At 51.0% G+C, this 14,966-nt stretch carries 10 protein-coding genes; 3 read left to right on the top strand and 7 right to left on the bottom strand.

Translation table 11 applies throughout. The annotated features are described in order from the left end of the window. Window positions 1–117: 117 nt before the first annotated feature. The 7 genes from entS to DT73_RS01115 form a co-directional block, all read right to left on the bottom strand. Window positions 118–1,380 (bottom strand): enterobactin transporter EntS, encoded by a 1,263-nt coding sequence (gene entS / locus DT73_RS01085; RefSeq protein WP_036102742.1) that lies wholly within the window; start codon window positions 1,378–1,380, stop codon window positions 118–120. Next, window positions 1,377–5,267 (bottom strand): enterobactin synthase subunit F, encoded by a 3,891-nt coding sequence (locus DT73_RS01090; RefSeq protein WP_036102745.1) that lies wholly within the window; start codon window positions 5,265–5,267, stop codon window positions 1,377–1,379. Before DT73_RS01090 ends, entS begins: the two co-directional genes overlap by 4 nt. Continuing rightward, window positions 5,264–5,485, bottom strand: coding sequence for an MbtH family NRPS accessory protein (locus DT73_RS01095; protein ID WP_036102747.1), 222 nt, complete (start codon window positions 5,483–5,485; stop codon window positions 5,264–5,266). Before DT73_RS01095 ends, DT73_RS01090 begins: the two co-directional genes overlap by 4 nt. Window positions 5,486–5,515: 30 nt before the next feature. After that, window positions 5,516–6,727: an enterochelin esterase gene (gene fes, locus DT73_RS01100; protein WP_036102749.1), complete on the bottom strand. Its 1,212-nt coding sequence runs from the start codon at window positions 6,725–6,727 to the stop codon at window positions 5,516–5,518. Window positions 6,728–7,029: 302 nt separating this feature from the next. After that, a complete protein-coding gene (locus DT73_RS01105) occupies window positions 7,030–7,239 on the bottom strand; it encodes a DUF1471 domain-containing protein (RefSeq protein WP_036102751.1) in 210 nt (69 codons plus the stop codon). A gap of 305 nt (window positions 7,240–7,544) precedes the next feature. After that, window positions 7,545–8,672: a cupin domain-containing protein gene (locus DT73_RS01110; RefSeq protein WP_036102753.1), complete on the bottom strand. Its 1,128-nt coding sequence runs from the start codon at window positions 8,670–8,672 to the stop codon at window positions 7,545–7,547. Window positions 8,673–8,809: 137 nt separating this feature from the next. Continuing rightward, window positions 8,810–10,201, bottom strand: coding sequence for an NAD-dependent succinate-semialdehyde dehydrogenase (locus DT73_RS01115; protein WP_036102754.1), 1,392 nt, complete (start codon window positions 10,199–10,201; stop codon window positions 8,810–8,812). A 562-nt stretch (window positions 10,202–10,763) separates the two neighbouring features. On the opposite strand from DT73_RS01115, the gene poxB reads away from it, so the two are divergent. The 3 genes from poxB to DT73_RS01130 all read left to right on the top strand — a co-directional run bounded on the left by poxB (window position 10,764) and on the right by DT73_RS01130 (window position 14,922). Next, window positions 10,764–12,488 carry a ubiquinone-dependent pyruvate dehydrogenase gene (gene poxB, locus DT73_RS01120; RefSeq protein WP_036102756.1) on the top strand — a complete coding sequence of 575 codons (1,725 nt, stop codon included), beginning with the start codon at window positions 10,764–10,766 and terminating at the stop codon, window positions 12,486–12,488. A gap of 401 nt (window positions 12,489–12,889) precedes the next feature. Continuing rightward, window positions 12,890–13,747, top strand: coding sequence for a DUF3737 family protein (locus DT73_RS01125; RefSeq protein ID WP_200874760.1), 858 nt, complete (start codon window positions 12,890–12,892; stop codon window positions 13,745–13,747). A 2-nt stretch (window positions 13,748–13,749) separates the two neighbouring features. Next, window positions 13,750–14,922: a MalY/PatB family protein gene (locus DT73_RS01130; RefSeq protein WP_036102758.1), complete on the top strand. Its 1,173-nt coding sequence runs from the start codon at window positions 13,750–13,752 to the stop codon at window positions 14,920–14,922. Window positions 14,923–14,966: the final 44 nt, after the last annotated feature.

Raw genomic sequence — 14,966 nt, forward strand, 5'->3', positions numbered from 1 at the left:
CTATTTTCGGCCAACGTGTTTCCCGTAAAATCAGCCCATTAATCGCCAGGCTATATCCGGTAAACTGTCAGAGGGCCGCCAGTGGCAACCCGTTTTCAGACTTTCCTCACGCAGGATTTATGCCTGCCCCGGCGTACCGGAGGCAGAAGAGACCGCCTCCTGGCGAAAACGGCGCAGTTGCCCCAGGGCGAGTAGCAGGATTACGCCAATAATGCACAGCACAACACCGCTGACACTGGCAGAGTGCGCTGGCGAAACAACGGCCCCCAGCCCACCCAGCACCGCCGCGCCAATGGCATCGCCAGTAACGTTTTGCGCCGTCCATAAACCATTTATCCGGCCCAGCATATGTTCCGGAGTCTGGGTTTGTAGCAAGGTGTACTGGAGCAATGCACTGATGGCGCTGAGCCAGCCAAACCCCACCAGGCACACAACACCCGGCAACCAGGCTGGCATAAGCCCGAACAGGGCAATGGCAATAAACGCCCCCAGCGTAGTCAGGAGCATCAATAAACCGGGGCGCGGGTGGTGCGCCAGGTTACCACTGGTTAGCGCCCCTGCCGCAGCGCCAAGTGGTATAGCCGCATACAACAGGCCAATATGGGAGGCAGACATCTGCCAGCCTTCTGCCAGCGAGGGGTAGAGTACCCTCACGGCACTCGCCATTGTCACCAACCCACCTAACAATGCGATGCCACCAATTAACGGGTTTTTCACCAGGTAATGCCCGGCACCGAACAGGGATTTGAGTGGGTTTTCCCGCGGCTGAGGCGGAGGGGGTAAACGAGGCAGGAACAGCAAAGGCAACAGGGTAATAAAGGTACCCAGAGCAGCCAGGCCATAGTTCCATTCCACACCGCCACTCGCCAGTAACAGCCCACCCAGCATGGGGGAAATCACCGACCCAAGGCGAACCGTCAGCATGGTTATCGCTCCGGCCTGCATCAGGTTTTCACGGCCCACCAGAGCCGGCGTTGCCGCCAGCAGGGCCGTCACACCCAGCGAAGCAAAGAAACCGTCCCAGATACCCAGCAGATAAATCACCGCCAGCGATGGCGCAGGCAATAACGTATTGATGCACAACCCAATAAACCCGACACCACAGGTGGCTCTCGCAAAAAGAATCAGCTGTTTGCGCTCGTAGCGGTCAGCCAGCACACCGCCTGTCATCAGGCCAATAAACATCGCCCCGCCGGTCAGTGTCACCGCCAGGCCTACCATCCAGGTTGACTGGGTAAGAGTCTGGATTTGTACCGGCACCGCCACCCCTAATAACCCAAGCGAGAGGATGGAGATAAACCGGGCAAAGAACACCGCGCGAAAAGCCGGGTGTGTTTTCAGCAGGCTGAGATTAAGCCACCGTGAAGACTGCTTATTCATGAAGGCTCTCCCAACAATTGACTGATTTGCGGGCCAATAGTGACAAAGGCATCCGGCGCAATAATCTCAGCATGAGCGCATGGCTGGTGATATACAGATAATGACCCGGTCCAGGGTGCCCAGGCGCTGTGCGGCTCAAGCCCGCTGGCGAGTGTCTGGTCTGCTACAAACAGAGTGGCATGCCCGTTAAAACGCTGGCTTCGCGCTGTTGCCAGTAAGCGGACGGCGTCGGCGTAGTTGGCTTCAATAGCGCTGAACAATTCGTCCCCCGCATTCTGCCCCTGCTGCGCTGCGATAAAGGCTTCACGTTCATGGGCGATTTTCTCAAGCACTTCCGGGTCGAGTTGCTGATGGTCTTTACCTGACCAGTTTTGTGTCTCTGGTGGCCAGGTGTCGAGCAACCCAAGGAAAGCCACGGTTTCGCCCCGCGCTTCCAACCGGGATGCCAGAGCATGCGCGAGGGTTCCCCCTAACGAATAACCAAGCAGGTAATAAGGCCCGTGAGGCTGACGCGCAGTCAGTACAGCAAGGTGGTGCTCACACAGTTCTTCAAGGGTTGTTGCCGACTGCATTGGCCCTTCCGGGCCTGCTGCCTGCACACCAACCACAGACCAGCATGGCGCCAGGTAGCGGGATAACACGCTGAACTGCCAGGCAAAACCAGAAGCCGGATGGAAGCAAAACAGCGCAGGCCCGTTGCCTTCCCGCAAAGTCAGTAACGGCTCAAAACCAGCTGGCTGAGATGCAGCTGAGTTGCCCTGCCCAAGCGCTTCGCTGAGTTTTTCAACTGTGGAGGCTGCCATGATTTGCCCGGGCCGTACCAATTGCCCCAGTTGGCGGCTCAGTATGGCTGCAAGGCGCATCGCCAGCAGGGAATGCCCGCCAAGGGCAAAGAAATCGGCGCTGGCATCGTTGATTTCACAGCCCAGCAATTGTGCAAATGCGCCAGCAACCAGGCTTTCAGTGCCGGGCAAAGGCGATCGCCCATGAGATGACTGGCGCAGTTGTGGGAGCGGCAGTGCTTTACGATCCAGTTTGCCGTTAGCGCTCAATGGCAACGCATCAAGCGTAATCAGGACAACCGGCACCAGGTGCGGTGGCAGTTGCTGGCGTACCTGTTCCAGTAACACGGCTTCATTTGGCACACAGCCCTCTTCCGCCACCAGGTACCCCACTAACTGGCGGGCATCGCCCCCCACATCTGCGGCCTGGTTGAAAACACAGGCATGGGAAACCGCCTGGGCAACACCCGGCAGGCTCTGTAATACTGCGTCTATTTCACCCAGCTCAATACGCTGCCCACGGATTTTCAACTGGAAGTCGCTGCGGCCCAGGTATTCGACTGCACCATTGCCCAGCCAGCGCGCCACATCCCCCGTGCGGTACATTCGTTCACCTGGTACAAACGGGTCGGCGATAAACCGGCTGGCGGTCAAATCAGGTCGGTGCATATACCCCTGAGCCAGTTGAACCCCTGTAAGGTACAGGTCTCCGGCAACGCCAACAGGAACCGGTTGCATCATGTCATCCAGGACTCGCAACCCGGTATTCCACACCGGGAAACCAATTGGCACACTGGGGGTGGTCACTGCGGCCAGTGTCTCGCCATAAGCCGGGTACCAGGAGACATCCACTGCGGCTTCTGTTGGCCCGTACAGGTTATGAAGCGCCACACCAGTCAGTTGTTCCCATTCGCGGCATAACCCCGTGGGAAGCGCCTCTCCACTGCAAAAGACCTGGCGTAATGAATCACAATCCTGGCAATGCTCTTTGGCGGACAGCGTGGCAACAAATGCCGCCAGCATGGAAGGCACAAAGTGGGTGGTTGTCACCCCATAATGGCGGAAAAACTGCAGCATCATTTCCGGGTCACGGTGGGCATCTGGCTCAGCCATAACCAGTCTTGCCCCGGCGATAAACGGCCAGAAGAACTCCCACACCGAGACATCGAAACTGCAGGGTGTTTTCTGTGCGACAACGTCATTCGCCGTCAGGACATAATGGTCCTGCATCCAGAGCAGGCGGTTAACAATTGCCGTTTGCCCCACCATAACGCCTTTCGGCCTGCCGGTAGAACCCGAAGTAAAAATAATGTACGCCGTATGTTCCGGGCGAGAGAGTGCCAGTGGCGTTGCTCCCTGAGCAGGCAGGAGCCCGTCATAACAAATAAACGCTGGCACACCACTATGCCGGAAACGTTCTTGTTGTTGGGGTGTGGTGATCAGTACCGCCGGGCGGGCATCTTCCAGCATCATATGCAGGCGTTCGTCCGGGTAGCCCGTATCCAGCGGGAGCCAGGCGGCTCCGGCTTCCACAATGGCATGCAGAGCAAGAGTCAGGAAGACGGAACGTGGTAAGGCGACGGCAACGCAATCTCCAGGCCGTACACCCTGCTGGCGTAACAGATGCGCCAGGGCAACCACCTGTTCACGCATCTCCCGGTAACTCAGGCTGATACGGGCATCAACCAACGCTGGCGCATCGGGCGTTTGGCTTGCCTGGCGTGCCAGCAGTTCACTTAATGTGGTGAGCGGAACGGGTGTTTCAGTCTGGTTAATACAGGCCAGCAGGGCTTGTTCTTCTTCGAGCAGCACCTGGCTGTCGCCACAGCGCAAATCCGGGTTGGCAGCAAACTGCCTGAGTAACAATGGCAGGCGTTGCATATGGCGGGAGAGGCTGTCAGCATGGTAGCGGCGGGCATTAGCCAGTAATTCAATGCCGAACGCACCACCTTCTTCACCCGGTAACAGCACCAGTTCCAGATCATTAACCGGGCCGGTAGCCAGGATATGAGTTTTGCCACGCAGGCCGTCCATATCAACCTGGTAATCAAAGACTTTTACGTTAAATACCGGGCCATACAGTGGTTCGTGGCTGACTACGCGCCCGGTATCCCGCAGGATCTGTTCAGTGTCGTAGCGCTGGTGGCGGCGCATTTTCTTTAACTTACCCGCCAGTGATTGCGCCAGGTCAGCCAGCGTTTGGTTAGGGTCAATCGTGACCGCCAGTGGCAACACATTCAGCACCGGCCCGGTCGAACTCAACGCGGCCGAGCCCATACGCCGCATAAAAATAAACCCGGCGGTATAATCGCGCCGCCCGGATAACCGCCCAAGCCACAGCGCAACCAGAGCCAGAACGATGTCTTCCCGGCGACAACCAGGTACTGCCTGCATCAGTTGGTTAAATACCTGTGCATCAGCCTGCTGAACCAGTTTTATAATCTCATGGCCGGATGCATTCCCCTGTAATGGCACCTCAGACAACGAGACCGCAGGCGGTAGCTGCTGTGCTTCCTGCGCCCAAAACGCGTTATCACGCCCCCGGGCATCGCTGTGCTGGTATCGCTGGTACTCTTCCACTACATCTGCAAACGGTGTAAATGGCGAAGGAGGCAGAGATTCCCCGTGCAGTAATGCACGGTAAATGGCGGTAATATGCTGAGTAATAGCAACAAAACTGAAGCCATCCACCAGCAAATGGTGGTAGCGCTGATACCAGTACCAGCGGTTGTCGCCCACGCGATAAATATGGTGGTAAACCAATGGATTATTGCTGTCCACCCGCAGATTCTGGTTTAAATCCTGCTGCATTAACGCCATCGCCGCGTTATGAGGCCCGGCTTCATGGCGCAAATCAGTCAGCCCGGGAGCAGGAAAAACCAGGGAATCATCCACTGATTGCCAGACTTCACCCTCTGTTTCATGAAAACGCAGGTGAAGGGTATCTGCCTGTGCTAACCCGTGTTCAATTGCACGGGCCAACAATGCCGCATCCAGTTCACCTTCCAGCTCCACATAATGCGCCACACTCCATTCACTTTGCAGTGACGAAAGTTTTTCTGCCATCCAGATGCCAGGCTGCGCCGCTACTAAAGGTAAATTCATACACCCTCTCCTTCACAACTCACCTGGTGATGGGGATGGAGGGACTGCCATTGTGCTTTCAGCCAGGCATCACAATCAGCCTGGGGCTGTGCGTCACAGGCAACGTGCCATCCCACAGGCAACGCACACTGCTGCGGCCACAAACAGTATTGCTGCCGGGGATTACACAAAATCAAAAATAACCCTTGCGGGTTATCGAAGGGGTTGCTGAATTCCATACCAGGCTCCTCTGCCATGAAAAACACGCTTTACTGGCTCAACAGTGGTGCCCAGAGAGTTTTTAACCCGCTGGTTAGCCCACCGCGCCAGCAAAACGCGTCATGTCCGCCGTCAAACTGACGCCACAAAACGTTGTGCTGTGTGTGTTGTAGTTGTGCATACATAGCCTGGTTGGCCCGAAAGATAAGGGGTTCACGCAAGCCCGCCTCAAGAATGATTCGTGGGCGGCCAGCCGGGAGCTGGCCACTTTTAACCTGGCGGATAAGCTCGCCATCCACAGTTTCCCCACGGTTGGGCCACCAATAGGAACCAGAAAGGCTGAGCGCACAGCCGAAGCGCTCAGGCCAGTGTAATGCGGCATATAAAGATGCCAGGCCACCAAAACTTTGCCCGGCAACCACGGTATTTTGTGGCCCGGGATGAAAGGGTTCGAGTTGCGCAATATGAGGTAATAATTCGTTTTGCACTGCCAACCAGAAATCCTGATTGCAGGGCAATTCCCGGCTGCGATGAGCAGTATCGATAGCATCAACCAGTACATATACTGCTGCGGGCAGTTGCCCGGCCAAAGTCAGTGATTGCAGAACAGGCCAGACAGGCATGCTCTGCGCCCAAAACTCGCCATCCAGCAGTATTGCCAGTGGCCGTTGGGCAGGGTTTGAAGCCTCACCGGTGGTGTAAACCCAAACCCGGCGGGTATTGTGCAAATGTTCGCTGTGCCAGTTAACACACTGTGGTTCTGTATAAGACACTTGCGTGTTTTTCCACCCCGGTTGCTCTGGCGCATCCGGGAGTTCCAGACCTGAAACTGGGTGACCACGCCCCCCTCGCCAGCTTACCGGGTTTAGTGGGTCTGCAATCGCCTGGGGCAACAACCGGCGCCAGCCTTCACGCAGCGCCATTTTATCGCTCATATCACCCTGCATTACGGCTTCACTGAAGTCGTTCTCACCAAACGAGGGAATAAGGCAATAGCTGCCACGCCAGTGTGAACTTAATGAGGTAGTCCATGACCAGGCGTCGGTGCCCGGAATACGTTGCAGAGACTGGGGAACAGCACGCTGGTGGTGGTCTGTAACCCCGGTAATGTAGAGCCATACCCGCCGAACAGGCGAAGTGGATTCATCACCGTCGGGATCACGCCACCAGAACGTCACCCGGTACTTATCTGTGCCTTCAGCCACCCACTCCGGGCTTTGTTTATGTTGCCACCACGCATGGCTCCCACAGGCCAGTTCCATTGCACAATAACCTCATCGTTAAAATGGTTTTTTAACTGTAACAGAAATCGCGCATTATAGTATTGATAATAATTTTCATTTTCAATGATATTCTGATTCTCATAAATACCATTCAGAAAAAGCAGAATACTTAAAAAGCCCATGTTTTTAATAGGAATTAACTTACCGGGGGAATCACTGGTTGAAGAGATTTTGGAACTAATGGGAGCAGCAAGGTTTTCAGTGAGGGAAGTAAACTGTGGAGATTAAACCAGAAAAACCGTAGCAAAGGTTTTTCTGGCTGTACTGTCAGTTGCAGGCCATTATTTGGTCAGTTCTGCAGTCATATGAACTCTGTTGTTCATATTTGCTTCAGTAATATGGTAAGACGCACCTTCCTGCTGTGCTTTTGCAGCAATTTTTGCTTCAGCGCTGTCCAGCGTATCCGCAGTCACACTGACAGATTGTGCAAAGCTTGCAAATGAAACCAGAGTAAGAGCAGCGGCAGCAGCGATGGTTTTAATATTTTTCATGGTCATATTCCTTCATTCATTAATTAACACAAGTGATTTTGTTGAACGATGTCTTATCGTCGATGTATATATAGTAACCATTGAAATTATATTCATAGTAACTAAAAGTGCGCTTATAATTTTCTTTCGCACAGATTAATAAAAATTATTAGGTACACAAGAAAGAAGCAATGAAGGAATATGATTTAAAATCAGTTTATTAAAGGATGTTAACCAGAGTAAAACAGAAGGTGCCGCTGGGGTAACGGCCTGATGAGCTTTCAGCAGTGAGCAAGGTACGTGCCCTGCTCACTGGTTGATGAAGATTATTCTTCTTCGCCGAAGAACCAGTACCCCTGGTTTACCAGAGCAGTCAGTTCAGCTACAAACGCCGGGTTATCCAGCCCGTTGCCCAGTTCCTGCTCACCAATAGAGGTATAACGGCACAGTGCGTCTGCAGCCTTATCATCACTGGTGTTCAGCGCTTCACTGTGAACAAAGAAATGTTCGCCAATATGCAGAACCCGCAACCCACTGAGCCGGGTCAAAACCTCACCAGAACGCAGGGCATTAACCACTTCATCAGCCTGGTAAGCAGGTTCTGGCGGAGCAATATCCAGCTCATGGCGTGGCGTAGTGGCAAAACGGCCAAACCATTGCGCAAAGTCTTCGGGCTGGTTGATCAGATCAAGCATCATATTGCGCACCCGATCCAGTTCATAATTTTCTACTCTCCCGGGGTGCTCACGGCATGTCAGATCCGGATCACTGTAATGCTCACCACCCAGATCGTTTTCCAGCGCATAATCCGCAAAACTGCTGATCAGATCGCGCCCATTAGGGCCACGAAAACCAACGGAGTAATTTAATGCTGTCTCATGGGTAAAGCCGTCATGGGGGAATCCGGGTGGGATGTAAAGAATATCGCCTGGTGCCAGGTCTTCATCAATGATTGGCTCAAATGGCTCAACATGCAGCAAAGCCGGATGCGGGCAGAACTGCTTCAGTGGCAGTTTATCCCCTACCCGCCAGCGGCGGCTGCCCATGCCCTGAATGATAAAGACATCATACTGATCGATATGCGGGCCTACGCCCCCACCCGGTACCGAGAACGAGATCATCAAATCATCAAGCCGCCAGTCCGGTAATACCCGAAACGGGCGTACTAATTCAGCCGCAGGCGCATGCCAGTGGTTTACCGCCTGTGCCAGTAAAGACCAGCCAGTTTCCCCCAGGTGGTCAAACTGTTCAAACGGCCCGTTCCACGCCTGCCATTCCCCATTCTGCAGGCTCACAATACGGCTGTCGACTTCAGCTTCCATCGCGAGGCCGGCCAGCTCATCTGGTGTAATAGGATCGACAAAATCTGGCAAAGCATTTTTTAAGATAACCGGTTTTTTCTGCCAGTAAGTTTCTAAAAACTCCGGCCAGTTAATATTGAGTTGGTAAGCCATTCATGTGTACCGCGCAAGGGAAATGGGGGCTGATTATAAAGAAGTGGGGTTGTGGGGCTCTTTGTTGTGGGTCAAACCTGCGAGCGAAAGAATGGGAATGACAGGAAGCCCAAACTCAAAGGCTTCCTGTCACTGGTTTAAAATTCCGCGTCAATATCTACAACAGAAATCAATTTGTGGTTAACAAACTCTTTGATACCCAGCCCGGTTAATTCACGGCCATAACCAGAGCGACGTACGCCACCAAATGGCAGGTCTGCTTTCACGCGAGTTGGGTGATTAATGTAAACCATCCCGGTGGATACTTTGGTAGCCAGTTCAGCACCACGAGCAGTGTCACGAGTGAAAATAGAACCACCAAGGCCAAACGGCGAATCATTGGCGATGCGCACTGCATCGTCATCATCTTTGGCACGCAGTATCATAGATACCGGGCCAAAAAACTCCATGTAATAAGCCGGATTATCGGGTGTTACCTCAGTGAGAATTGTGGGCTGAACAAACGCCCCCTGACCTGGTACTTTTGGCCCAACTTCCAGAGCCTGTGCACCATGGGAAATCGCCAGTTGGATTTTCTCTTTGACTTCATCTGCCGCCTGTTGCGAGGAAAGCGGTGCCAGCGTAGTCGCCGGGTCCAGAGGATCACCAGCCTTCAGCGCCGCCACGCCTGCAGTATAGCGTTCAAGGAACGCATCATAGACGTCATCAACAATAATCATCCGTTTGGAGGAAACACAGACCTGCCCGCCATTCCAGTGGCGGCCAAATACGGCCCATTTTGCTGTTTTGTCCAGGTCGGCATCTGCCAGCACAATAAAGGCATCAGCCCCACCTAATTCAAGGGTGGATTTTTTCAGTGCCTTCGCAGCCTGTGCAGCCACTGTTGCCCCGGCACCTTCAGAACCGGTGAGCGCCACACCCTGCACACGCGGGTCATTCAGGATTTGCTCAATATGGTGACGGGCGGCAAACAGGTTGATAAACCCACCATCAGGCAGGCCTGCATCATGCATGAGTTTTTCAAAACGAGCGGCACTTTGCGGTACATTGGAGGCATGTTTCAGAAGGATGGTATTCCCGGCTGAAAGTTGCGGAGCAATGATACGGGCAATCTGGTAGTACGGGAAATTCCAGGGTTCGATCGCCAGCAGGACACCTAACGGTTCATGAACAATTTTCGCTGTGGCTTCCTGGGGGTTAGCTACTGGTAAGATTTCCGGGGCCAGTAGTTTTTCCGCATTTTTAACGTAATATTCAAAAATCTGGGCGGACAGCTCTACTTCAGCCAGCGCTTCACTATACAGTTTGCCCATTTCCAGTGTCAGTAAGCGTGCAAATTCATCTTTCTGCTCACGCAGCAAGTTGGCTGCGTTTTGTAAGATTTCGCCACGCTGTGAAAATGAAACATTACGCCATGTAGTGAATGTATTGTGCGCTCTGGCAATAGCGTCGGTGACTTCTGCATCTGTCGCGTCGGGAAATGTCTTAATAACTTCCCCTGTCCAGGGGTTCGTTGTTGCATATGCCATGGAAATTCTCCTTATAAATAATAAGCCACATAATGTGGCACCCTTTTTTATCTCATCGAGCTTTTCCCGCCCCGCATGCCTGCCAGGGCTAAAAGTTAAATTGTCCTGCATCAGTCTGGCACAGATAACTGCACGTTACCGGGGGTACCACACATAATGTAAAAATAGTAACCAGCGTGTATCACAAGAGAAAGACAGTAGTTTTGTTGGTGTTAATCAGAATTATTGAATATTCAACAAATTCGTTTCCCTTGTTTATTATTTCTTGCCTTTAGCATCTGATTTTATTTTTAGCCCCAAGTTCACAACCAGCCTGGGAAAGCACACTTTTTATCTACCTTCCATCAACACAAAAATCAGCAACGATATGTTTTATATAGATAAAATATGAATTCACATATTACAAAATAAAATATAAATTCATATTAATATAATAAAATATTTGTAATACAAATAACACAGCCACCTTGAACCCGGAACCAAAATGGGTTGATAATAGTCTCAAGTTGATAACATTTTATTTACCTTGTGTTATTGCCGTTCTCTTTTTAGGGAGTTTTTTATGTCGAAAAGTATTGCAAACTTTATTACCGAAACACTTGATAAAGCGGGTGTTAAACGTATTTGGGGCGTTACTGGCGATTCATTAAATGGCATCAGCGACAGCCTGAGAAAATTAGGTACAATTGAGTGGCTGGGTACCCGCCACGAAGAAACAGCGGCATTTGCTGCAGGTGCTGAAGCACATGTAACTGGCGAATTGTCTGTATGTGCTGGTTCTTGTGGCCCGGGTAATATGCACTTAATCAACGGTCTATTTGACTGCCACCGTAACCGTGTTCCGGTACTGGCTATTGCCGCACATATTCCTTCCGCAGAAATTGGCACAAATTATTTCCAGGAAACTCATCCGCAAGAACTCTTTAAAGAATGCAGTGTTTATTGCGAATTAGTTTCCAACCCGGAACAAATGCCTTATTTGCTGGAAACGGCTATGCGCCAGGCCATTCTTCACCGTGATGTCAGCGTATTGGTCTTGCCGGGCGATATTGCATTAAAAGCAGTTCCTGAAGGGGTTGAGCCGAAATGGAATGTGCCTAAACCTGCCTATTACCAGCCTCAGCAGTCAGATCTTGCTGAACTGGCCGAAAAACTTAATAACAGTGCAAAAATCACCTTAATGTGTGGTGCTGGTTGTGCTGAATCCCATGAGGAAGTTGTTGCTCTGGCTGAAAAATTACAGGCTCCGATTGTTCATGCCATGCGTGGCAAAGAATATATCGAATATGACAACCCTTATGATGTGGGGATGACAGGCTTAATCGGTTTTTCATCTGGCTACCACGCCATGCGCCAGGCCGATACAGTTTTACTGCTGGGCACCAGTTTCCCATACCGTGCGTTCTACCCAGAAAATGCCAGCATACTGCAAATCGATAATAACCCGGCGTCTTTGGGCCGCCATACCCAGATAGACCTCGGTGTATTGGGTGACATCAAGTCCACACTGAAGTCTCTGCTACCAATGGTTAACAGTAACCACAGCTCTGCGCACCTGGAGCAGTGTGTGGCAAATTACACCGAAGCACGTAAAGGGCTGGATGAACTGGCTAATGGGAAAACGTCTTATAACCTGATTCACCCGCAGTATTTAGCTCGCCTGGTAAGTGAAGAAGCGGCTGATGATGCGGTATTTACTTGTGACGTGGGTACTCCGACATTATGGGCAGCACGTTACCTGAAAATGAATGGGAAACGCCGTTTAATTGGTTCGTTTAACCACGGCTCAATGGCTAACGCATTGTCACAGGCAATGGGGGCGCAATCTGTCGACAGAAAGCGCCAGGTCGTCGCACTGTGTGGTGATGGGGGCTTCTCCATGCTAATGGGTGATCTGTTGTCCCTTAATCAGTTGAAACTCCCGGTAAAAATTGTGGTGTTCAATAACCGTTCTTTGGGCTTTGTCGCCATGGAAATGAAAGCCGGTGGTTATCTTTCTGACGACACAAACCTGGAAAACCCGAGCTTTGCCGCCATTGCTGAGGCCTGCGGTGTAAAAGGTATTCATGTCGGTAAGCCAGAGGACCTGCCAGGCGCGCTGAAAGAGACCCTGGCACACCCGGGCCCGGTGGTTCTGGAAGTGGATACCGCCAAACAGGAACTGGCGATGCCGCCACAAATTAAAATGGAACAGGCGAAAGGCTTCAGCCTGTACATGATGAAAGCGCTGCTCAATGGCCGTGGGGATGAAATCATTGAGCTGAGCAAAACCAACTGGCGCAGATAACCCCTTGCCTTACTTAAAAGCCATGCTGCGGCATGGCTTTTGTTTGCTATTTTCCCGCTCTGAAAATTTATTTACCCGCAAAAAATCACAACTGCACTGTTCTTTTCCGGGCAACTATGTTGCCTTACCCATGAGTGATTAATTAATGAAGAATGCTCATATCTGATTGTTGTTTTCGACTGTTTATTTTTAAAAGCCTCCTGACTTATTATTTTCTGCACATGATGTGCACCAGTCGCCAGAAAACTACCCGTAACACACCAAATTAATTGTGATTTTACCGGGAAAATTCGCTCACCTCCGCGTAGACCAATCGCCTTACCTTTCTGGGCTGGCACTGACTAAACACTCTGAATCAGTGCTTCGGTAACAACGAAGCCAACATCTGTAGCGGAAATAATATGATGAAAACAATCGAAAACACTTTTTTTGAGGGAGAACGCCCTCTTTTTGCATCTGAAGATCTGTTGGTGCAGAACGTAAAATTCTACCCGGGCGAGTCGGCCCTGAAACAATGCCTGAATATTAAAGCCAGTAACTGTGAGTTTATGGGGAAATACCCTTTCTGGCACAATAACAATACGCAGATTGAAAATTGCCGCTTCACTGTTTATGCCCGTGCCGCTATCTGGTATTCACAGAACTTGCGCATGATTAACTGTGTTGTTGATGCCCCAAAAATGTTTCGTGAAGTCACTCATTTTTACCTGGAAAATACTCAGTTGCTCAGTGCTGCGGAATGCTGCTGGAATTGCCACCATGCTGAATTTCATAATGTAGAGATTCATGGTGGTGACTACCTGTTTATGAATGGCTCAGACATCAATATTGATGGTTTCCGTCTGCAAGGCAACTACGCGTTTCAGGATGCCCGTAATGTTGTGATTCGTAATGCCCATCTTGATTCAAAAGATGCATTCTGGAATACCGAAAATGTGACTGTTTATGATTCCGTACTGAATGGCGAATACCTGGGGTGGCATTCGAAAAACCTGCGCCTGGTTAACTGTAAAATCTCCGGCGAGCAGCCACTGTGCTATGCCACCGACCTGGTGATGGAAAACTGCACCATGACGGATACCAATCTTTGCTTTGAATACAGCACATTACAGGCAGACATCCAAAGTGAAATCATCAGTGTGAAAAACCCGCGTGGTGGCTATATCAGAGCAAACCATATTCAGGAAACCATTATTGATGAAAACTGTATCAATCCTGGAGCCTGTGAGATTGTAACCGCCACTCATGCCGGTGCCTGATTATGAACCACAACTTTGATCAGATGACTCAGCGCCGGGGCACTGATTGTACCAAATGGGATTGTGCGCCCGATGACGATATGCTGCCAATGTGGGTGGCAGATATGGACTTCATCACCGCACCTGCTGTTATTACGGCCCTGGAAAATCGTGCCCGCCAGGGGATCTTCGGTTATGTGCGGGTTCCTTCCCGTTTTTATGCGGCCATTGCCAGTTGGTTTAACCGGCGGCACAGCTTTACCATCACCCCCGGGCATTTACTTTACACCACAGGCGTAGTACCTGCTTTATCTGCCATTGTTCGGGCACTCACGCAGCCCGGTGATAAAGTCATTGTCCAGACACCTGTATATAACTGTTTTTTCTCTTCTATTCGTAACCAGGGCTGCGAAATAGTCACCAATGCGCTTCGCCGCCAGGATGATACTTACGTTATAGATTTTGCTGACCTGGAACAAAAAGCATCTGATCCGCAAGCCAAATTACTACTACTATGTAACCCGCACAATCCGGCTGGCCGGGTTTGGCAACCCGATGAATTAACACAAATAGGCGAAATTTGCTTACGCCACAACGTTATCGTTGTAGCCGATGAAATACATTGTGATTTAGTGCAACCAGGTTTCCGATATACACCTTTTGCCTCCATCAACCCGGAATTTATGCAAAACGCCATCACCTGTATGTCACCGAGCAAAGCCTTTAACCTCGCCGGTTTACAAGTTGCAGCCATTCATACAGCAAATGATGCTATGCGCCAAAAGATTGATAAGGCTCTGAATATCCATGAGGTATGTGAAATTAACCCATTTGCCGTTGAAGCCCTGATTGCCGCATATAACAATGGCGAAGCATGGTTAGACGACCTGAATAATTACCTGCACGGGAATTACCAGTATCTGAAGGCCTTTTTTGAGGAACATTTACCGGCATTCCCGGTAACACGCCTGGAAGGAACCTATCTGGTATGGGTGGACTGTTCAGCCATCGCGCATTCTGCAACTGATATTACCAGGCACCTCAAATTGCATGAAAAGCTCTGGGTGAATGAAGGGACGCTTTATGGTGAAGAAGGTGAGCATTTTATCCGGCTGAACATTGCCTGTCCAAGAGAACGCATGATAACCGGGCTCAACAAAATAAAGCATGCTTTCACTGGTGGGTGGGTTAAATAACAGACTGAATTTTTTCGTTGCCGCATGATTTCCATGGTTGCCTG

The sequence above is a fragment of the Mangrovibacter sp. MFB070 genome (assembly GCF_000705335.1).
Taxonomy (GTDB): Bacteria; Pseudomonadota; Gammaproteobacteria; order Enterobacterales; family Enterobacteriaceae; genus Mangrovibacter; species Mangrovibacter plantisponsor.

Coding starts and splice junctions, on each gene's coding strand:
- poxB (WP_036102756.1), top strand. CDS start 10,764: ATGTCGAAAAGTATTGCAAACTTTATTACCGAAACACTTGATAAAGCG.
- DT73_RS01130 (WP_036102758.1), top strand. CDS start 13,750: ATGAACCACAACTTTGATCAGATGACTCAGCGCCGGGGCACTGATTGT.
- DT73_RS01095 (WP_036102747.1), bottom strand. CDS start 5,485: ATGGAATTCAGCAACCCCTTCGATAACCCGCAAGGGTTATTTTTGATT.
- fes (WP_036102749.1), bottom strand. CDS start 6,727: ATGGAACTGGCCTGTGGGAGCCATGCGTGGTGGCAACATAAACAAAGC.
- DT73_RS01125 (WP_200874760.1), top strand. CDS start 12,890: ATGATGAAAACAATCGAAAACACTTTTTTTGAGGGAGAACGCCCTCTT.
- DT73_RS01115 (WP_036102754.1), bottom strand. CDS start 10,201: ATGGCATATGCAACAACGAACCCCTGGACAGGGGAAGTTATTAAGACA.
- DT73_RS01105 (WP_036102751.1), bottom strand. CDS start 7,239: ATGAAAAATATTAAAACCATCGCTGCTGCCGCTGCTCTTACTCTGGTT.
- DT73_RS01090 (WP_036102745.1), bottom strand. CDS start 5,267: ATGAATTTACCTTTAGTAGCGGCGCAGCCTGGCATCTGGATGGCAGAA.
- DT73_RS01110 (WP_036102753.1), bottom strand. CDS start 8,672: ATGGCTTACCAACTCAATATTAACTGGCCGGAGTTTTTAGAAACTTAC.
- entS (WP_036102742.1), bottom strand. CDS start 1,380: ATGAATAAGCAGTCTTCACGGTGGCTTAATCTCAGCCTGCTGAAAACA.